The organism is Aquisphaera insulae, from assembly GCF_011064615.1.
GTDB classification, from domain to species: Bacteria; Planctomycetota; Planctomycetia; order Isosphaerales; family Isosphaeraceae; genus Aquisphaera; species Aquisphaera insulae.
Window position 1 is genome coordinate 279,223 of the sequence record NZ_JAALJH010000001.1, and the last position, 22,651, is coordinate 301,873.

The 22,651-nt window shown below is 67.9% G+C and carries 5 protein-coding genes and 1 tRNA gene; all 6 read left to right on the plus strand.

From position 1 onward, the window contains the following. Window positions 1–169: 169 nt before the first annotated feature. Window positions 170–889 (plus strand): glycosyltransferase family 2 protein, encoded by a 720-nt coding sequence (locus G6O54_RS01000; protein WP_165219270.1) that lies wholly within the window; start codon window positions 170–172, stop codon window positions 887–889. Next, complete coding sequence (locus G6O54_RS01005) at window positions 886–2,559, plus strand: hypothetical protein (protein WP_205678637.1); 1,674 nt, start codon at window positions 886–888, stop codon at window positions 2,557–2,559. Before G6O54_RS01000 ends, G6O54_RS01005 begins: the two co-directional genes overlap by 4 nt. 156 nt (window positions 2,560–2,715) lie before the next feature. Next, window positions 2,716–3,984, plus strand: coding sequence for a GNAT family N-acetyltransferase (locus G6O54_RS01010; RefSeq protein ID WP_250846651.1), 1,269 nt, complete (start codon window positions 2,716–2,718; stop codon window positions 3,982–3,984). Between the two features lie 337 nt (window positions 3,985–4,321). After that, window positions 4,322–5,974 carry a DUF1570 domain-containing protein gene (locus G6O54_RS01015; protein ID WP_165219274.1) on the plus strand — a complete coding sequence of 551 codons (1,653 nt, stop codon included), beginning with the start codon at window positions 4,322–4,324 and terminating at the stop codon, window positions 5,972–5,974. 121 nt (window positions 5,975–6,095) lie between these two features. Continuing rightward, window positions 6,096–6,168: transfer RNA gene (locus G6O54_RS01020), tRNA-Ala, on the plus strand. A 603-nt stretch (window positions 6,169–6,771) separates the two neighbouring features. Then, window positions 6,772–22,650 (plus strand): PKD domain-containing protein, encoded by a 15,879-nt coding sequence (locus tag G6O54_RS01025; protein ID WP_165219276.1) that lies wholly within the window; start codon window positions 6,772–6,774, stop codon window positions 22,648–22,650. Window position 22,651 lies beyond the last annotated feature (1 nt).

A 22,651-nucleotide genomic window follows, 5' to 3' on the forward strand; every position in this document is an offset into this window, starting at 1 on the left:
TTATGCTAGAAACCAGCCGTCGCCCCGGTCAAGGGCCTCGACGCCGCCGCGGCGACGCCCGGCGTTGACTTCGTGCATGCCCGACCTAGAATGCGTAGGTCCTTTGAAGACGCCGCGATCCGGATCGTCGCCGGCGACTGTGTTCGAGCACCCCGCGGGCCGGCCCCTCATGAGAATCCTCACCGCGATCCCCGTCCACAATGAAGAAAAGCACATCAGGTCGGTGCTCCGGGAGGTGGTCGGCCACGCCGAGCACGTCCTGGTCGTGGACGACGGGTCGACAGACCGCACTCCCGAGCTGCTCCGCGAATTTGGGGAGGTCGAGGTCGTTCGCCACCCCCGGAATCTCGGCTACGGGGCCGGGCTGAGGTCGGCCTTTCGCCGGGCCATCGAGGGGGGCTACGACGGGCTCGTCACGCTCGACTGCGACGGCCAGCATGAGCCGCACATGATCCCCGAGGTTGCGGCCGGGCTCGCCGAGGCGGACATCGTCTCCGGGAGCCGCTACCTGCGGGTGTTCGACCCCTCGCAGCGGCCCCCGGAAGAGCGGCGGCGGATCAATGTTGAAGTGACCCGCTGGCTCAACGAATGCCTGGGCTTCAACCTGACGGACGCCTTCTGCGGCTTCAAGGCGTATCGACGATCGGCGCTCGAGAAGTTCGAGATCACGGACCTGGGCTACGCCATGCCCTTGCAGGTCTGGGTCCAGGCGGCTCGCCACGGCATGTCGATCGTGGAGGTGCCGGTCCCCCTCATCTACCTCGACGAGGAACGCGCCTTCGGCGGGGCGCTCGATGACTCGGACTATCGCCTCAAGCACTACCGGAGCGTCTTCCAGGACGCGATGCGAGGGGCGGGGCTCGAGACGGCCGGAGGATGTCGCGGATGAAAGACAACCGCCTGCGGGCTCCCTCGACCGACGGCGCCCTGCTGGCGGTTCCTCCACTCGCCGAGGCGCTCGGGGAGATCTCCAGGACCTCGACCCGGCTCCGCGCCTGGGATCACGACTTCCAGGGACGAAGCTCCAGATTGCTGAGGAAGCAGGTCCGGCGCGACGTGCTCGCACGCGCTTCCGCCTTCCTGGCGCGGCACGGCATCGACGCCCCGGACGTCCCGTCGGCCGACGAGACCGTGCTGCTCCCCCCGCTCATCGTGACGGGACACCAGCCCGAGCTCTTCCATCCCGGAGTCTGGGTCAAGAACTTCGCCGCCGCCTCGCTGGCCTCCGCCTGCGGGGGTATCGCCCTCAACATGATCGTCGACAACGACATCCCGAAATCGGCGACGATCCGGGTCCCGTTGCTCGAGCGAGACAGGGCCCGGGCCGTCCGAATCGAGTTCGATCGCTGGATGGGGGAATGGCCCTATGAGGACCTTCGGGTCCACGACGAGGCCCTCTTCGCCAGCTTCCCGGCCCGCGTCCGCAAGGTCCTCCCCGCTCAGATCGCCGATCCCATTCTTGACGGATTCTGGCCGCGGGCGGTCCGGCGAGCGTCCGAGATCCCCACGCTGGGCCTCCGGTTGGCCCTGGCCCGCCGCGAGATCGAGGCCGAGTGGGGCATCTCCAACCTCGAGATCCCCCTCAGTGAGCTCTGCCAGGGGGAGGGATTCCTCTGGTTCGCCTCGCACATCCTCGCCCAGTTGCCGCGGTTCCAGGAGGTGCACAACTCCGCCCTGGCCGACTACAGGCGGCACTACGGCATCCGGAGCAAGAGCCATCCGGTCGCCGACCTCGGCCTCCAGGGCGAATGGCGCGAGGCCCCGTTCTGGGCCTGGCGGCAAGGCGAACCCCGGCGCAGGGCCCTCCTCGTCCTCCAGGAGAAGAAATCCATGAGGCTCCGGATCGCCGGCGAATCCGAGACCCTCCTGGAACTTCCCCTGGCCGCGGATCGCGATGCGTGCTGCGCGGTCGAAAGGCTCGCCGACCTGCCGGCCCGCGGCGTCCGACTTCGTACCCGCGCCCTCACCACCACCATGTTTGCACGCCACCTGATGGGCGACATGTTCATCCACGGGATCGGGGGTGCCAAGTATGACGAGCTGGGGGATGCCATCGCCGCGCGATTCTTCGGGATCGAGCCGCCTCGCTTCCTCACCCTCTCTCTCACCCAGCGACTCGGGCTCCCGGAAAAGCCCGCCGGCCCGGAGACACTCCTCGCACTCGAGCAGTCCATCCGCAGGATGACCTACAATCCCGATCGGTTTGTGGATGAACCGACGACGCCGGAGGTGCGTACTCTGATTGATGAGAAAAGTCGTTGGATTGCTAACGAGCCGGGCACTCGGGACGAGAGAATTCGGCGATACCGGGCGATTCAGGACGTCAATGGACGACTCCGGCCCCTCGTCGCGGGCCGGATGCAGACGACACAACGACTGAAGCAACAAGCGATTGCGGATCTTCGGTGGAATCTCGTGACCCGCAGTCGGGAGTTTCCCTTCATCCTCCATTCGGCGCGGCGATTGCAGCATGTGATGTCGGTGATGGCCGATTCTGCAAATTCCAGGAACCCCGACGCCACCGAAGGGGCGATCATGGATGCGGTCGTGAATTGCTAGCGTAAAATGTTCCCGGTCAGGACCTTGGTTGCGGCGGCGGCCGATTTCAGCCCGTACAATCTGGGAAGGCGTTGCGAGATGAGTAGCGTAGGATCTCCCTGGTCTTCGGCTGACAGTCCTCGCCATCCGCGTCGCCGTTCCAGGACGGTGGATTCGATGAAAGGCTCATCGTCGGCGATCCGTTATCCGTTTCGCCGCGGCTCGGTGGAATATAGCCTGGGGACTGAGGCCGATCACGAAGCGGTCTATCAGACCCTCCTGCACGTCTTCCACGGTCCGGACAGGGACACGTTCCTCGGTGCGCTCAGCGATCCCGCCTATCGGCCCGACCAGAGGCTCCTCGCCAAGGTGGATGGGCGAATCGTCAGCCATGCCCACCTCACCGAACGTGTGGTCCGCTATGGTTCGGCCATGCTGCCGATGAACGGAGTGATGTGGGTTGGGACGCTGCCCGAATTCCGCGGGCTGGGGTTCGCCCAGAATCTGATGCGTCTGGCCGACGAGCGGGCCAGGGCGACGGGCCGGGGACTCCAGGTCCTGACGACGGGCATGCCCCAGTTCTATCGGCCTCTGGGCTGGGGGGTGTGCGGCCGACAGTCCTATGCCCAGGCCCTGAGCCGGAACCTGCCCCAGGTGAGCGACGGCGTTGTCGAGGGGAAGGGAGGCTTCTGGCACGTCCGCCCCTGGCGGCAAGTCGAGCTCTCCGACCTCATGACGCTCTACGAATCCCAGTTCGCGAACGTCTCCGGCTCGGTCGTCCGCTCCGAGGAATACTGGCGGTGGCTGATCGGTCGCCGCTATGCCCACGTGATCTGGGTTGCCTGCCAGGGCGAGGCCGTCCGCGGCTATGCCTTCGTCAAGGACCACAAGATCCTCGAGATCGCCTCGGATCCGGCCCACCCCCAGGCCCTCCGCGCCCTCCTCGGCCGCGTCCGGGCCGAGGCCCTGGAACGCGCCTACCCCCGCGTCACGGTCCATGCTCCGACCAATCACCCGGTGATCGAGTCGTTCCAGGCCGCGGGCGGCCGCCTCGTGGACGACGACCTGATCGACGGGACGGTGTCGATGTCCCACATCCCCGACGTCGGCAAATTCCTCACCGCCATCCTGCCGGAGCTGAACCGCCGCGCGGCCGAGGCCGACGCGACGCTGCCGCTGGAGCTCGGCATCGCCAGCGAGGATCATCGCTGGATGATCCACATCGACGGCAAGCAGTCTCGGATCGAGCCCGACAAGTTGAGCCGGCGCTACCTGACACTCAGCCCCCCTTCCCTCGTTCGTCTCCTGATGGGCCATTCCGGGATCGACGCGGCGAGCCATGAAGAAGGTTTCCTCGCCTCCACGGCCACCGCCCTGGATGCCGCGAGGATCCTCTTCCCGACCCAGCCGATCTGGAGGAGTCCGCTCGACTCGGCCACGGCCTGAACAGGGCTCTTTGCCAGCCGGGCGGCCTCACCGGATGCGCATTGCAACCAGGCACGCGCGGGTTTGAAGTCCGACTCGACAAACGGCGAGCACGCCCCCCCGCGCACTTCACGCGGGGTCGTGGGCGGTGGTACACTTCCCTTGTCCCGTCCGCCGAATTCATTCAGACAACGCGTCCGAGAGTATCCCGGCCATGGAAGCGGTGGTCAATGCCTGCGAGGGAAGCGGCGAGGACGCCCGGATTCCTCGTCACCAGCACTCCTCTGGCCCCCGACCACGATCCCATCCGCTTGTCTCCGCACTGGTCGAGTCCATTGGCTTCGGATGGTCGCTTGGCGTGTTCGGCGTCGCGATGATGGGGATCCTGATCGGTTTCGGGACCGGCGCCGCCGAGTCACGCTCGACGTTCGGCTCCTCGAGAGTCTTCCACGAAGAGGCTGCCGCCGGGATCGCCGCCGAGGCTCGGCCCGCGCGCGGGCCGGAGGCCGATGGGGCCCCGAGCGAGTTCATGCGGTCGACCATCGCCGCACCGGTGTCCGAATCATCGAGCTCGGGCGCGGGACCATCGACCGTCACCCCCGCTCCTCCGCCGTTGACCATCGACGCGAGGCGTCTGAGCAACGCCTCGGGGCCGCCTCCGATCGCGGGCGGCTCCGTCCAGGTCTCCGGATCGGACAGCTCTCCCGCGCGGGCCGTCCACGACGACGGCCCGATGCAGGGCCGCCGGTTCCTGGTCCGCGATGATGCCGGCAACCCCGTCGTGACCAGGCTCTACGGCGAGCACGATGGGAAGGCGGTCCTCCTGCTCCCGGACGGTCAACTCGGCGTCCCGGACGTGCTGGTCCCCACGGCGGAGGCGTTCCGTCCGATGTCGGCCGATGAGGTCAAGACGCACCTTCAGAAGGGGCCGCTCGCGGATTTTCGGGTGCACCAGACGACTCACTACCTGGTCTTCTACCAGTCCTCTCGGGGCTTCGCGGAAGAGAGCGCGAAGGTCCTCGAGGACCTCTACGGCCGACTCCTCGAGACCTTCCGCAAGAACGAAATGACGGTCTCGGATGCGGAGTTTCCCCTGGTCGCGGTCATCCACGCCAGCGAGCGCGACTTCCGGGCGAGCCACGAGGTGGGCCCGGACGTGCAGGCTTTCTATGAGATCTATTCCAACCGGATCATCTTTTACGAGAACTCGAGTCGCGATCAGGATTCACCGGAGGTCGCGGCGCTCCGGAAGCCGCAAACCGTGGCCCACGAAGGGACGCATCAGATCCTCCAGAACATCGGCGTGCAGCCCCGGCTGAGCGCCTGGCCGATCTGGCTCGTCGAGGGCCTGGCCGAGTACTGTGCGTCGCCGTCGATCCCGAGGAAGGGAGGCAAGCCCGCCTGGGACGGCATCGGCCTGGTCAACAGCCTCCACATGGCCACGCTCCGCGAGCTGAACGACCCGCTCTCCCTCGACATCCCGGGCCAGGACGAAGGCCCGAAGGAGCCTGTCCGAGAGCCGGGCCGGACGCTGCTGGAGTCCATGATCCGCAAGACGCACCTGACGCCGACGGAATATGCCCCGGCCTGGGCGATGGTCCACTACCTGGCCTTCAAGCGGCAGGCCGAGTTCGTCGCCTTCCTGAAGAGCATGAGCCAGTTGCCGCCGCTCGTGCCGAAGTCGCCCGAGGAGCAGACGGCCCTCTTCCGCGAGGCCTTCGGCGCGGACCTCAAGAAGATCGACAGGGCCGTCGAAGCCTATTTGAAGAAGCTGACCAAGCAAAAGGGCTTCGACCCGATGCCCTATTACCTCGTCCTCTACGAACAGCACCTGCCCACCGGGCAGGTGCGTCGCTCCGTGATGGTGAGCCAGTCCCCCCAGATGATCCAGCAGTGGCTGGAGAGGATCACCAGCCCCGACGGCGCTCCCCCCTCCTGGCAAGCCTTCCCCCATCCCACCCGAGCTCGCGCCGTGCTCGCCGCCAGGGAGTGGCTCAAAGGACCGAATTAGGCGATTTCGGCCCGAGGTCACGGGTTCGCCGGGCGCCACCTAGGCAGGCCCGGCCCCGGACGCTAACATGAAACTCCGTCGGCAAGGGGGAGACCGAGATTCCCTCCTCTCGACACGCCGGGGGGACGTAGCTCAATTGGGAGAGCGCCTGGTTTGCAACCAGGAGGTTGAGGGTTCGATCCCCTTCGTCTCCACTCCGATTCGCATTGAAATGTGGACCCACTCATCGCCATTTCGTGGTGGGCCCGCAGACCTCGACGGCGAGGAGATGCGATCGCCGTTGCTTTTTTCGTCCGAACAGGACATTCTTTGACCATTTCCGAATTCCCAGCGGGCGATGTAGGCCCCACCCGATTTGCCGTAACCAGATCTGGTAACCTGCGAAGTCTCGCGCCGGCCAAGCGTTCCGAGGCGTCAGCCGGTCTTCAATCGCGTCGCAACGAATCGCGCAACTCCCAGAGCGACAGGATCATGGGTCAGAATCACTGACGACCTGCCGGGACCGATCGACGAGGCAGGTCCTGGGATCATTTGCGTCGCCGGAGAGTCGTTCGACGAATTTCTGTCGCGAATCGTCGATCGCTGGCAGTATTGAGTCCATCGAGCCACATCGACCGCCGTCCTGCGCCCCGAAGTGGACAATGTCGTCGCACCAGGAGCCTTCATCCATGTCGAACTCAAGCCGTGCGCGCGGCTCATTCCGTAACGAGAGCCCCAAAGTACGGCGTGCCTCGGCTCGACACCGACGGGCGCTCGCCTTCACACCATGGATGCAAAGCCTCGAAGATCGGCGACTGATGGCCGTCTTCCTCGTGACGAACACGGGGGACGCCGGGGCCGGATCGCTCCGCCAGGCGATCACCGACGCCAACAGCTCCGGGGGGGCCGACACGATCGACTTCTCGATCGGTTCCGGGCTCCAGACGATCTCCCCGCTGTCGAGCCTCCCTGCCCTCACCGACACCGTCACCATCGATGGGACGACTCAGCCCGGTTTCGTCGGTACGCCGCTGATCCGGATCGACGGCTCGTCGGCTGGCGGGAGCAATGGGCTGGTGCTGGGGGTCGGGTCGGATGGGAGCACGGTCCGGGGCCTCGGCATCGCCAACTTCAGCGCGGACGCGATCGTTCTGGCCAGCGGAAGCAACGTCGTCGAGGGCAACTGGATCGGCATCAACGCGACTGGAACGTCCGCGGCGGGGAACGCGGTGGGTATCTTCGCCACGAGCTCTTCCAATGTGATCGGCGGCACCACGGCGGCCCAGCGGAACGTCATCAGCGGCAACACCTATGGTGTCTACCTCAGCTCGGCCTCGTCGAACAGTCTGTTGGGGAACTACATCGGCACGGATGCGGCGGGCACGTCCGCGGTCGCGAACGGGTATGGCGTGTATCTCACCAATTCCGCACTCAACACGATCGGCGGCGCGACCGCCGCGGATGCGAACGTCATCAGCGGCAACGCGAGCGGTGGCGTGTTCTTCGACGATTCGGGGTTCATCAACTGGCTGCAGAACAATCTGGTCGGGGTGAAGGCCGACCAGAGTGCGGATCTGGTCAATTCGGGCACGGCGGTCGTGATCTCTGCGGGCGATATCGTCCGGGTCGCCGGCACGTTCACGGGCGATGTCAGCGTCCTCGGGTTCCTGGACCTCCGCGGCAACAGCGTCACCATCAACGGCGGCCTCTTCGGTTCCGGGACCGTGGCGAACAATGGGACGAGCACACCCGCGACCCTCACCATCAACGGTAACGGCACCTTCGACGGCAACATCCAGGATGGCGGGTCGGCCACCACGGCGTTGACGATCGGGGGGGGGAGCCAGGTCCTCACCGGGACCAACACGTACAGCGGCGGCACCACGATCTCCGCCGGTACGCTCCAGGTCGGCAACGGCGGCTCGACGGGGAGCCTGGGATCCGGGCCGGTCGTCGATAACGGCACGCTCATCTACGACTTCTTCAACGGCATCAACGTCTCGAACCCAATCAGCGGCTCGGGCACGCTGAACCTCTCGAGCACGAACGGTTCCATCACCCAGTCCGCCGGCGTCACCGTGGCCAACGTCATCGCCGGTGCCAGCTCGGGGATCGACCTCAGCGGGGGCGGGAATTCGATCACCTCCTTCAGTGCGTCCAACACCTCGAGCGGCGCGATCCGGCTGACGAACAGCTCGGCGACCCTGTCGATCATCGGAGTCACGCAGGCCGGCTCGGTGGCGGGCTCCGACATGACGGTCATTCAGACCGGTGCCCTGTCCATCGACGGCGCGGTCGCCACGACCGCCGCCGCGAACGGAGGCATCAGCCTCGGGTCGACCGGCGCCATGACCGTGAACTCGAGCATCATCGCGGGCGGTGCGGGCTCGGTGACGCTGACCGCCAACCTGGCCGGAACGACCCCGGGCAACTTCACCGGCATCCTCGCCAATGTCCCCGGGGCGATCATCGAAAGCACCGCGGGCAACGTATCGTTCCAGGGGACGGGCGGAGATACCGGCGACCACAACGCCGGGGTGATGATCGGCGCCGGGGCCCTGGTCCGAATCACGGGCGGTACCGGGAAGATAACGCTCGACGGGACCGGCGGCCTTTCGAGCGGTCGCGGGAACTTCGGCGTCTACGTGACCGATGCCGGGACGTCCCTGACGACCGGTGGCGGCAACATCGTATTGACCGGCACCGGCCGTGGCATCGGCTCATCGGACTACAGCAACGGGGTGAACCTCAACAACGGCGCCCAGGTGAGTGCCGGTGGAAGCGGCACGATCACGGTCCAGGGGGTCGGCGGTGGCGGCTCCGGTGGCTACAACTCCGGCATCTACATGATCGACGCCTCGACCCTTCTCTCGACGAATGGCGGCGACATCTCGATCACCGGCGACGGGGGTATTCCGGGGGACGAGGGCATCACTCTCGACTCGGGTATCATCAGCGCGTCCGGCTCCCACTCCGTGACGCTCACCTCCACGGTGGCTGCTAGCGGGCGAATCTACGTCGGCGCCAGCGTCAGCAGCGGATCGGGCGCCATCAACATCACGTCAGCACGCGACATCGACGTCTCTAACCTGAGCACCACCGGCACGCTGACAACGTCTTCCGCGATCGGCACCTCCGTCGTCGCCGCGGTCGGCACCTTCCACGCCTCCAACACCACCAGCGGCGCCATCAGCCTGACCAACACGTCAACGACCCTGACCATCACCGGGATCGACCAGAGCGGCACGGCCGGCGGCTCGGATGTGACGATCGACCAGACCGGGAGTCTCTCCGTCACCGCCGCCATCTCGACCACGGCCGCGGCCAACGGTGCCATCAGCCTGACGTCGACCGCGGGGATGACGTTCACCGGGGCGGTGACCGCGGGGGGCTCGGGCGATCTGAGCGTGATTGCCAACCAGGCCGGGGTAACGTCGGGGACCTTCGACGGTGTCTTCATCAACGGCCCGACGCTCCAGAGCGGCACGGGGAGCGTGCTCGTCCGGGGGACGGCAGGTAGCAGCGCTGTCGGCGGCAGGGGTGTAATCGTCCAGGGAGGTGGGAGGGTCATCACGACGGGCGGCACGGGCACGGTCACCATCCAGGGGACCGGCGGGACCGCGACGAATGCCGGCCAGGAAGGAGTCGTGATCTCGGGGAGTGGCTTCGTCGTGACGTCCGGCGGCGGCGACGTCTCGATCATCGGCACGGCCGGGGGATTCGGGGCCAGCGCGGCGAACATCGGCGTCGTGGTCAACACGGGCGTCCTGGTTACCGCGGGCGGAACGGGCAAGGTCACCGTCCAGGGGACCGGCGGCGGGGTCAACACGAACAACAACTGGGGCATTCAGGTCCTCGGCACCGTCACTTCGTCCGGCGGCGACGTGATCGTGACCGGGGTCGGTGGCGGGGCCGGGGGCGGGGCGAGCAATGCCGGCGTGATCGTCAACAACCTGATCACGGCGGGTGGAACCGGCACGGTGAACGTCACCGGCACGGGTAACGGCGGCAACGGCGTCCTCGTCACGGGGACGGGGACGGTCATGTCCAACGCCGGCGACGTCTCGATAACCGCCCTGGTCAGCGGACTCGTCGTCAATCCAGGGACCGCGGTGATCGCGCCCGGGGCACACTCCGTGAGTCTCACGGCCAGCAACGGCGTGATCTCCATCCAGGGCACGGTCAGCTCGTCGTCGGGCGCCATCAACGCAACCACGAGCAACGGCCTCTCGGAAACGGGCGCCGGCCGATTCAGCACCACGGGTACGCTCACCGTTTCCGCCGTCACCGGCATCCTCCTGAGCGGAGCCGGCGCAAACTCGGTGGGAGGCTTCAGCGCCTTCAACGCGACGAGCGGCCCCATCAGGCTGGACAATACCGCCGCAACGCTATCCGTGATTGGCATCACCCAGAATGCCACCGGCGCCTCGACGGACGTGACCATCAACCAGACCGGCGACCTGATGATCAGCGGCGCCGTGTCCACCATCGCCGGGAACAACTCGACGCTTTCGCTCACATCGTCCGGGGCGACGACCATCAACGCCGGCATCTCCACGGGCGGCTCAGGGACGGTGACGCTGCAGGCGAATCAGGCCGGCACCACGGCCGGGACCTTCGACGGCCTGACGGTGAACGCCCTGGGGAGTATCACGACGGCGAGTGGGAACCTCAGCATTCAGGCGGTGGGCGGGACGGCCGGCGGCAGCGGGGTGAACATCAACGGCGGGGCAGACGTCCATGTCGGGGGGACCGGGATACTCGGCATCACCGGCACGGCGGGGGGCGGCACCGGCGGCTCTGGCGTGGAGATCTTCGGCACGTTCGGGGGCACGGCCGTCGTAAGCTCCTCGGGCGGGTCGGTGACGGTAACCGGCAACGGCCACCAGAGCTATGGCGTCCTCCTCTTCCAGGGCGGCCAGATCACCGGGGCGACGTCCGGGAACACGGTCCTGGTCCAGGGGATGGCCACGACCTCCGGCATCGGCGTCTACGTCGTGTCCATCTCCGCGGACGTCTCTCAGATCAGCTCTGGCGGTGGGAACGTGCAGGTGGTCGGCTTCGGCGCCGGCACCTGGCAAGGGGTCGTGGTCAATGGGTCCGGCGGACCGAACACGGCATTGATCACGACCAGCGGGGGAAACTCCGTGAGTGTGACCGGCTATGGGGGGGGCATCGGGGCCAACGGCAGCGGCGTGGAGGTGAGCCAGTACGGCGCGATCACGTCCTCGGGCGGTCCGGTCTTCGTCCAGGGTGTTGGTTCCACCTCCGCCTACGGCATCTCGATCGGCGGGGCTGGGTTGCCCGCTTACGTGACGAATCCCGGCGGCGGATCCATCTCGCTGACGGCGGATTCGCTGAATATCGCCTCCGGCGCCAGCGTCTCGGCCGGGACCGGGCCGGTGACGATCGTGGACAATGCGACGGGCACCCCGATCAACCTCGGCGGCGCGGACGTCCTCTCGGGAACCCCGACGCTCGGCCTCTCGGCCGCGGAGCTGTCGGCGATCACGGCCGGCATGCTCTATATCGGCAGCTCGACGAGCGGCGCGATCACGGTCAGTGCGGCCATCAACCGATCCTCGCCCACCGACATGATCCTCCAGTCCGGTGTTGGCGGTGACCTGAGCTTCGTCGGCTCGGGCGTCATCAATTCGGCGGGCGGCAGCGTGCAGCTCTGGACCTCCGGCACCCACGCCATCACGTCCACAACCGGGGCGATCGACGTCATCGCGGGCGCGGGGTCGGTCTTCCTGACCGCCGGCACCGGCGGGATCGGTGCCAGCGGCAATCCTCTCATCGTTTCCGGCACGCTCCTGAGTTCCACGAGCGGCGGCTCCTCCAGCCAGTTCCTGTTCGTGGCCGGTTCGATCACGATTGGCCCGGGCGGCCTCAACCCGGGCGGCGGTGGGACGCTCGAGCTGGACGGAGGGACCTTCACCCTCGGCGGCTCCAACCGCATCAACGACGCCGCGAGCCTCAACGTCAATGGCGGGACGTTCTCGCTGGGCACCTTCAGCGAGACGGTGGACACCGTCACGCTGACAAGCGGCAGCATCACCGGATCGACGGGGGTGCTCACGAGCACGAACACCATCCAGACCCAAGGCGGAACCATCAGCGCGATCCTCGCCGGAGGAAACGGGCTGACCCAGACCACGACCGGCAGCACGACCCTTGCGGGGGCGAACACCTACACCGGCACGACGACCATCAACGGGGGGGCGCTGCTGGTCAACGGCAGCCTCGCGGGCCCGGTCCTGGTTTCCGCGGCCGGCACCCTGGGAGGGAGTGGCTCGGTCGGATCGGTGACCAACCAGGGGACCGTCAGCCCCGGCAACTCTCCCGGCATCCTGACGATCAACGGCAACTACGTCCAGACCGGCACGTTGCTCGAGCAGGTCCAGGGCACGAATCCCGTCACGCCGGACTTCGATCGCCTGATCATCACGGGGAACGTCACCCTGGGGGGCACGCTGAATCCGGTCCTCCTCGCCGGCTACCTCCCCTCCCTCGGGAATTCCTATCAGATCCTGGACAACAACGGGGCCTCGCCGATTTCGGGGACGTTCGCCGGCCTGGCCCAGGGGGCCCGGTTCGTCTTCGACCGGCGATTCTTCACGATCAGCTACACCGGCGGCGACGGCAACGACGTGGTCATCTCGGCGTCGGGCCTGGCCGTGACCAACACGAACGACGCCGGCGCCGGTTCGCTCCGGCAGGCGATCCTCTACGCGAACTCCAGCACCGGGGCCGAGGAGGTCGATTTCGGGATCGCGGGCGCCGGGGTCCAGACCATCTCGCCGCTCTCCGGCCTCCCCGCGATCACGCATCCCGTGACGATCGACGGGAGTTCTCAGCCGGGTTACATCGGCTCTCCGCTAATCCGCCTCGACGGCACGTCGGCGGGGGCCGTCCCCGGCCTCTGGTTCTCGACCGGCTCGGACGGCAGCACGGTCCAGGATCTCGTCATCGGCCATTTCGGCGGCTCGGCGGGGACGGGAATCCTCCTGAACAGCAACAACAATCGCATCCAGGGGAACTTGATCGGCACCGATGCGACGGGTACCGTCTCGGCGGCCAACACGAATGGCGTCTCGATAACGGGGACTGGGAACACGATCGGCGGTGTGACCGCGAATCTACCGAACACGATCGCCTACAACACGGCCGACGGCGTCCAGGTGATCAGCGGCACGGGCAACGCGATCCGAGGGAACGCGATCTTCGGGAACGGCGGGCTGGGCATCGAGTTGGGGACGTCCGGCGTGCCTTCCCAGAACGTCCTCGGGGGTGCGGGGGCCGGGCCGAACCTCTCCCAGAACTACCCGGTCCTGACCTCCGTGACCTACTCCGCGGCCAACGGCACGCGGATCACCGGGGACCTCAACACGGCACCGGGCACCACGGTCTACGTCGACCTCTATTCCAACCCGGGCGTGATCTTGCCGGCCTATGGCCAGGGGCAGATCTACCTGGGAACGGTCGTGGTCACGACGGGCGTGTCCGGCGGCGCCCAGTTCACGTTCAACGCCCCGGCGCTGGGGTTGGGATCGATCATATCGGCGACGGCGACCGACGCGGCCGGCAACACCTCCGAGTTCAGCTTCGATCTCGCGGAGGACAATCCGCCCTCGGCCACCATGATCGCCCGAATCGGGGCGACGCCGGGCACGTCGTTCAACGTCGGCCAGCCGATCACCTTCGACGCAACCGGATCGATCAGCCCGGATTCGTATCCGCTCACCTATTCCTGGGACTATGGCGACCACACGACGGGCATCGGCCTGACCTCGTCTCACGCCTATGCCTACGACGGCACCTACGTCGTCACGCTCACCGTCAACGACGGTCACGGCGGGATCGAGAGCACGACCAGGGCGCTCACGATCAACCGCGTCCCGCTGCTCTTGACCCTGAGTGCCCTCCCCGCCAGCATCGCCGCGGGCACTCCGCTCCTGGTCTCCGGGACGGTGACGGACGCCGCGTTCAACCCGGTCACCATCGCCCTGAACTGGGGGGACGGCTCCGCACCGACGACCCTGAACCTGGCGGCGGGCGTCACGACCTTTTCCGCGTCGCATACGTATCTCTCGGTCCTGCCCGGCGGATTGCCGGCCGCGATCACGGTCAGTGCGGTCGACGCGCCCAATCCGGCCGCGATGCCTCCCACCGCCCCCCTGGTCCCGCTCACCACCAGCACGCCCTTCGATGCCGGCGGTTCGACCGGCCAGCTCGTCACCTCGATCAACGTGGTCGCCCCGCCGATCTCCGTGTCGGGACTCACGCAAACCGCGACCTCGATCCACGAGAACGACTCGATCTCGCTGACCGGCTCGATTGTCGACCCCTATCCGCAGGCGTCCCACATCGTGACGATCGACTGGGGAGACGGAGCGGGGTCCGTCTCGACCGTCGCGCTCAACCCGGGCGTCTTCTCCTTCTCGGGGACGCATCGCTATCTGAACAACCCGACCGGCGTGGCGGCCGGGTCGTACCCGATCGTCGTGACGGTCACGAACGACCACGGACAGGCCGCGACCCTGTCCCGTTCCGTGACGGTCGCGAACGTCACCCCGTCGATCGCGATCCAGGCGCTCGCCCCCCCCGACGCCTCGTCCCTGGTGCCCCTCCAGGCCGTGGTGACCGACCCGGGGACTCTCGATCCCCACACCTACCAGTGGTCGGTCAACGGGATCGCGGTGGCCGGGGCCAATCAGCCGGTCTTCCTGTTCAATCCCAAGGACTTTGCGACGTCGACCGGCGGGACCTATGTCGTCTCCGCGAGCGTCGGCGATGACGTCGGCGCGACCTCACAGGTCACCGCCTCGTTGCTGATCGGTCCCTCGACGCCGGGCCACACAATCGTCCTCCTGGGTGCCGGCGGTGGCCAGGTCACCGTGACGGTCGACGCGCAGCCCGTGGGGACGTTCACCCCCGGGAACTTCGTCGTCTTCTACACCGCGAGCACGGGCAACCGCGTGACGATCGATCCCAGCCTGACCCAGCCGGCCGCGCTCGTCAGCACCCCCGGCGGGTCGAACACGCTGGTCGCGGGCTCGGGGGACGACACCCTCGTGAGCGCTCGCGGCAAGGACACGCTGATCGGCACCACGGGCCCCACCACGTTCGTCCTGGTCCTCACGGGCGACGACCCGGTGCTCCAGGGCTCGACGGGGCTGAACACGATCGACCTCTCGCAGACGCCCCAGGACGTCACCCTGGACCTGGGCCTGACGACCCCCCAGGTCGTCGACTCGGGGGGCGACGTGATCCAGCTCGCCTCCGGCACCTTCCAGAAGGCGATCGCGGGATCGGGCAACGTCACCCTCTACGCCGCGAACGGCGTCGCCTCGACGCTCATCGGCGGCACAGGCAATGCCCGGCTCTTCGCCGGCACCACCGGGAATTCCACCATCATCGGCGGGTCCGGCAACGCGACCGTGGTGGGAGGCGGCGGAAACTCAATCATCTACGGGACGACCGCAGGCACCACCTCGGTCGTCGGCGGATCCGGCAACGCGACGGTCGTCGGCGGTGGCGGAAACTCGATCATCTACGGGACGACCGCAGGCACCACCTCGGTCGTCGGCGGATCGGGCAACGCGACGGTCATCGGCGGCGGCGGGAACTCCATCATCTACGGCTCGACATCGGGCACCACCTCCGTCGTCGGCGGGGCGGGGAACGCGACGGTCATCGGCGGCGGCGGTAACTCGATCACCTACGGCTCGACAGCGGGCACCACCTCGGTCGTCGGCGGATCGGGGAGCGCGACCGTCGTGGGCGGCGGCGGAAACTCGATCATCTACGGGAGCACCTCCGGCACCACCTCGGTCGTCGGCGGGTCAGGCAACGCGACCGTCGTGGGCGGTGGCGGAAACTCCATCACCTACGGGAGCACTTCCGGAACGACCTCGGTCGTCGGCGGGGCGGGGAACGCGACGGTCATCGGCGGCGGCGGGAACTCGATCATCTACGGCTCGACATCGGGCACCACCTCCGTCGTCGGCGGGGCGGGGAACGCGACCGTCGTGGGCGGCGGCGGAAACTCCATCATCTACGGCTCGACATCGGGCACGACCTCGGTCGTCGGCGGGTCCGGCAACGCGACCGTGGTGGGAGGCGGCGGCAACTCCATCATCTACGGCTCGACATCGGGCACGACCTCGGTCGTCGGCGGGTCCGGCAACGCGACGGTCGTCGGCGGCGGCGGCAACTCGATCACCTACGGCTCGACGTCGGGCACGACCTCGGTCGTCGGCGGATCGGGGAACACGACCGTCGTGGGCGGCGGCGGAAACTCCATCATCTACGGGAGCACCTCCGGCAGGACCTCGGTCGTGGGCGGGGCGGGGAACGCGACCGTCGTGGGCGGCGGCGGAAACTCCATCATCTACGGCTCGACGACTGGCACGTCCTCGCTGGTCGGGGGGAGCGGCAATGCCACCATCGTCGGCGGCGGCGGCACCAGCATCATCTACGGCGGGACCGGGAATGACTCGCTGGTCGCGGGATCCGGTCCGGCCACGCTCCGAGGGGGCGGCGGATCGGACATCATCCGCGGGAATGCCGCGAGCTGGCTGATCGAGCAGGTGCCGTCGAACAACGGGACCACCCAGACGGCCACCCTGACCGACACCTCGCTGGTGGTCCCCGGCCACCAATCGGAGACGATCGACGGCGTCGGCCATGTGGTGATCTCGCTCGGCAACGGCCAGTTCCTGCTGGACGCTTCGCAGACAACCAGGGGGGTCAAGCTCATCGGCGGGGCCGGGGCCAGCACCATCCTCGCCGGCTCGGGCGCGGACTCGCTCGTCGCCGGCTCGGGCGCGGACTCGCTCGTCGGCGGGGCCGGTCACGACTCGTATTACTTCGGTCCCGACGCATCCGGGACCGTCACGATCGACGACGTCAGCGATTCCGGCGAGACCCTGGACTTCTCGCAGTTCTCGGCCGGCATCACGCTCGACCTCGAGAAGACGACCCCGCAGGCCGTGGCCCCGGGCGTGCTCACCCTGACGATCACGAATCCGTCCGCCGTCACGCGGGTCGTGGGGACCGCCTACGCGGACCGGATCCTGGGGAACGGCGAGGGCGACACCCTGATCGGCAACGGTGGTGCCGACTATCTCGACGGCCGAGGCGGCGGGGCCACGGTCCAGGGCGCGGCGACCCAGGTGGTCTACCTGAACTTCCGCCCGGGTGCCGTGGACTACACCTCCCAGACGGTCCGGGACGCGATCCAGGCGCGAATCGCCGCGATCTACGGCGCCTTCAGTTTCGTCTTCACGCAGTCGGTCCCGCAGGGCGGCACGTATGCCGAGATCGACTTCAACGTGCCGGCCGGCACGTACCTCGGCGGCGAGGCGACGGCGCTGGACTGGAGGAACCTGGACCTGACCGGCTCGGCGACCGTCGACATCAGCAAGTTCCTCCAGTTCCCCGGCCTCGTCGGCGTCGCCGGCCTGCCGGCGGCGACCACGCAGAATATCATCAACATGTCGGCGACCATCGCGGCTCACGAGCTCGGCCACCTCAGCGGCCTGCTCCACGAGGATGCCTTCGGCGCCATCGGTTCGGGGGTATCGCTCACGCTCCTGGCCGACCCGAACCTGGATGGATTCTATCCGGGCTATGGCGGCCCCTCCGGTGCAACCGAGACCGCCTACCACGTCATGGGCTCTCCGGCCTCGGTGGGCACGTCGCTCTACGACGCCACCCGCGTCACGTTCTTCGGCGAGCGCGAGGCGGTGAAGCTCGCGTTCGCGGACTCGGGGACCACGGTCGTCGAGGCTTCCGGCGCCAACAACTCGGTTCCCACCGCGCAGGCCCTGACGCTGACGCCCGTGGCGGTCCCGAACACGCTCCTGGTGGGGCAGAACGTCGGCAAGGCGTTCCAGGTCGCCGCGGTCGACGTGAATGCGGCCATCACCCTGGCGGACGATGGGACCAGCCACGTCGACTACTATTCCTTCACGGCGACCGCCGGGCAGCTCTTCAACTTCTCGGTCTTCTCGCAGACGCTCACGCGCAACGGGACGCAGGTCATCGATCCGGTGCTGACCATCCTGGAGGCGGACGGCCACACGATCGTCCCTTACGGCTCGTTCGCCAATGGCACGTTCGTCCCGTTCGCCAGCGGTGCCGTCGCCAGCAACGACGACTCGTTCCAGGATCCGGACTCGGTCCTGTACGACGTGACCATGCCCTACACCGGGACCTACTACATCCAGGTCAAGAATTACGTCCCCGTCAATGAGTTCAACATCGCCCTCAATTCGGCCGTCGGCCGCTACGAGCTGTTCGCCTACAGTTTCGCGGCCTCCGGGGCGGGGAGCGGCCTGAGTGCGCTCGAGGAGCTAATCCCCGGCAGCGATCCGGGATCGATGAGCGGAGACACGCTCATCGGCGGTTCGGGCATCGACACGCTGATCGGCAGCTCGGCGAACGACCTGATGGCCGTGGCCCCGGGGGACAAGGTCGTGGCCGGCTCCGGGGCGGCAACGATCGCCCCCCTGCCCTCCGCGCTCAGCGTCCAGGCGGTTGCCGGAGGATTCTCCGGTTCCTTCATCGCCGCCAACGCGTCGCTCTCTTACAGCGTGGTCTGGCACGTCACGACCAGTAACGGGCAGTCCATCGCGGACACTTCGCAGTCATTCGACGCGGGCGAGCTGAGCTCGACCGCGGCCACACCCCTCTCGTACAGCCTGCCGACCTCGGCTCCGGGAGTTTACGCGGTGACGCTCACCGTGACCGATGGTCTCGGGCTCAGCCGGTCCGCGAGGACGACCAGGACGATCGGCACACCGCTGGTCGTCGGCATCTCCCTGGGCAACTCGCCCGTCGTCGGTCCGATCCTCGACACCATCGGAACTCCGATCACACTGACCGCCACCGGCGCGACGACCTATGCGTGGACCGCGACCCTCGACGGGGCGAATGGTCCCGAGGCGACGGGCTCCAGCCCGAGCTTCGTCTTCACGCCGGGCGCCTCGGGGACCTACACGATCAGCCTGGCCGCCACGGATGCGTTCGGGCAGCAGTCCGTGAGCGTGGTCACGGTCCTGGTAGCCGCCCCCAGCGTGCAGATCCTTGGGGTTCCCGCGAACGGCTACGTGGCCGAGGGGTCGTCGTTCTCGCTCTCCTCGCTGACCAAGAATGCCCCGGCCGGCTCGAGCCTGGCCTGGACGATCGCGGTCGGCGCCGGGACGGCCGGGCCGGCCGTCGGCGGATCGAGCTTCACCTACACGCTCCAGGACGTCGGCTCGTACAACGTGACGCTCCGCCTGCTCGATGCGAACGGCCATGCGATCGCGGCGGCATCCCAGCAGATCATCGGGATCGGCGTGGCACCGACGGCGGTCCTTTCGGGCGGACCGACCGGCTCGTCCAGTCCGGAGGGGACGGCCCTGACCTTCCAGGGCACGGCGTCCAGCGCGACGGCCGCCGCGACCGCCCTGGGCTACTACTACAAGTGGACCGCCACGCGGGGAGGCGTGACCTATGCGAGCACCTCGACCGGCACGCTGAGCACGTCGCCCTCCTCGTTCGCCTTCACGCCCGGGCAGGCCGGGACGTACGTCATCCACCTCTCGGCCGTGGACTCGCGCGGCTTCGAGGGCCTGGAGGTCACCCGCTCGGTCGATGTCACCGCCGTCCCGCCGACGGTCGCCATCACCGGGCTCCCCGCCAACGCCACGGCGGTCGTCGGATCGACGCTCTCGCTGGGGGCGTCCGTCACGGCCGCGACGGGTCCCCTTCAAGGCGCCGGCTTCTTCAACACCTGGACCGTCGCGTACGCGGGGATGACCTATGGCCCCTATTACGGTTCCGGGCTGAATCTGACCACCAACGGCGTGGGGCTGTACGCGATCACGCTCAGCTCGGAGGACGCCGAAGGGGTCTCCGGCCAGACGACGGCGGTCGTCAACGTCGTGGACGTCGCGCCCGTGGTGTCTCCGACGGCCGGCAGCCTGGCGGCGACGCAGGGGAGGATTTCGACGTTCGCGCTCGGATCCGTGGCCGGTCCCGGACTGGCCCTCGGCCAGGGCACGCTCCTGGTGAACTGGGGCGACAGCACGTTCTCGTCGTACCCGATCTCGTCCGCGGGGACGCTCCCCCTGGCCTCTCACGCCTACAGCCTGGCCGGCTCCTATACCGTCTCGGTCGGCGTCACGGACGTCTATGGAATGCAAGGCTCCGCGACGCTGACCGCGGTCGTCTCGGGTATCGCTCCCGTGCCATCGATCCTCGGCGTCCCGTCCTCCTGGGCGGCCGGCGTGCCGGTCACCCTGGGAAGCTCGGTGAGCGTGGCTAGCCAGGCCGAGGCGGCCTTCGGCCTGTCGTACTCGTGGACGGTGACGAAGGATGGGGCCGCATACGCGATCCCGGGGAACCCGGTCACCAACCTCTCGAGCTTCACCTTCCAGCCCACGGTGGCCGGCGCCTACGTGATCACCCTCTCCGCGACCGGCCACAACGGCCTGGTGGGGCACGCCTCGACGAGTTTCACGATCAACCAGACGGTCTCCGTCGTCAGCGTGACGGCCACCAGCGCCTCGTACAGCGGCTCCGCGTATGGGGGCTCGCCGGTCACGACCGTGAACGGGACAGCGACCACGCAGGGCGTCGCATACAGCTATTACCTTCAGGGCTCGACCACGCCGATCGCGGCGCCCGTTCATGTCGGGTCGTACACGGTGAAGGCCAGCTACGCCGGTTCGGGCCTCTACACCCCGGGATCGGCCTCGGCGAATTACGCGATCAACCCGGCCTCGACGTCGGTGACCGGCTCGAGCTCGGGGGTGGCATTCGGCGGCTCCAGCCTCATCGCGACGATCACCTCGGCCGCGGGGATCCCGACCGGGAGCGTCTCCTTCTACGACAGCACCACCATGACCGCCCTGGGGTCGGCCCCGGTCGACGCCACGGGAAAGGCCACGATCACCCCCTCGATCCCCCTGGGGGCGGGTGTCCATTCCATCCTCCTGACGTTCACGAGCACCTCGGGGGATTTCAACGGCTCGAGCGCGAGCTTCGCCGTCAACAGCCAGGCGTCGATCTACGTGCTGAACGCGACGGCCTCCGCGGCGATCAGCGTCTCGGGAAGCTCGGTGGTCACCGTGCCGGGGACAATCCAGGTCGCCTCGAGCTCGTCGACGTCCGTCGTGCTCTCGGGCGCCTCGAGGCTGAACGCGGCGTCCATCGGCGTGTACGGCGGGACGTCGGTCTCCGGGAGCTCCGGCTTCAGCGTCACCCCGACCAGGCTCACGAGCCGCCCGGCCGATCCGCTCGCCGGCCTGCCGGTCCCCTCCGCCACCGGCCTGGCGACGAAGGCGGCCGTGAACGTCGCCGCGAACTCGGTCGTGACGATCTCGCCGGGGATCTACCCGTCGATCACGGTCGCCGGCAGCGGCAAGCTGACCATGCAGGCGGGGACCTACGTGATCACGGGCGGCGGCTTCAGCGTCAGCGGCGCGGGCTCCGTCACGGGTTCCGGTGTGTTCATCTACAATGCCGGGAGCAACTACAACGGCGGGTCGGGGAGCACGTTCGGCTCGTTCGCGCTCGGCGGCAGCGGCACCATCAACCTGACGCCGCCGACCTCCGGCACCTATGCGGGCGTCTCGATCTTCCAGTCCCGCGACAATACCCGCCCCATGTCGCTCAGCGGCGCGGCCGCGGCCCAGCTCGGAGGGGGGACCATCTACGCCCCCGCCGCGGCCCTCAGCCTGAGCGGCAGCACCCAGGTCGGAGGGACCGGAGCGGCAAGCAGTAGCCTGATCGTCAGCACGTTGACTCTCACCGGTGCCACCGGCGCCTATCAGTTGGCAAGCGGATCGGCACCGTCGATGACCGTCTCCACCTTCAACTGGATCACCGCCCCGGTGCTGACGCTGGCGGCAGTGGACGACACCGGGGCGGGCCTCGATCCCGCCAAGCTCGCCGATCTGGGCGCCGCGATGTCTTACGTGAACCAGGCCCTTGCGGCCTTCGGGGTGAATCTCTCGTGGGCCGGAGACGCCACGACCGCCGACGTCATGCTCCACTTCGCGACCACGACACCCGCGGGCGGGGCTGATGACGGTGTGATCGGTTACACGACGGCCCAGAACGACGTCTATTTCGTGGATGGCTGGAACTACGCCACGTCCCTCGATCCGGCTCAGACCGGCCCGGATCAGTTCGACTTCATGACCCTGGCGATCCACGAACTGGGGCACGTCCTGGGGCTCGGTGAGAGCGACGATCCCGGCTCGGTCATGTATGAGTACCTGTCGCCGGGGACCGTCCGCCGCGAGTTCACGACCTCGAACCTGACCCGGATCAACACCGACGCCGATCGCTTCATGAAGGTCGCGGCGGCACCCAGCGCCCACCAGCGGGTATCCTTGTCTTCGACTCCGCGGCTCGCCTGGGACCCGGGGATCGTCACCTCGTCTGCGGCCCCGAGCGCGATTCCGGGCGCGAAAGGCCTGGGAAAGAGCGCCGCCACGAGGCCCCGAGTCGCGATCCCATCGAGCCGATCTGGGCGAGCCATCCTTCAAGGCACGATCCGGGTCGACATGGGGCCCTCCGCCGGAATCTCGTCCGATGACTCCAGCCGGGCCGCCCTCATCGACCTGGCGATCGACCAGGCGAGCGTCGCGGGAGGGCTGCTGCCGCGTGTGGCGAAGCGGCCCGGCCGAGGCTAAG

Excerpts from the sequence above, each read along its gene's own strand:
- G6O54_RS01000 (WP_165219270.1), top strand. The coding sequence starts at position 170 with ATGAGAATCCTCACCGCGATCCCCGTCCACAATGAAGAAAAGCACATC.
- G6O54_RS01005 (WP_205678637.1), top strand. The coding sequence starts at position 886 with ATGAAAGACAACCGCCTGCGGGCTCCCTCGACCGACGGCGCCCTGCTG.
- G6O54_RS01010 (WP_250846651.1), top strand. The coding sequence starts at position 2,716 with ATGAAAGGCTCATCGTCGGCGATCCGTTATCCGTTTCGCCGCGGCTCG.
- G6O54_RS01025 (WP_165219276.1), top strand. The coding sequence starts at position 6,772 with ATGGCCGTCTTCCTCGTGACGAACACGGGGGACGCCGGGGCCGGATCG.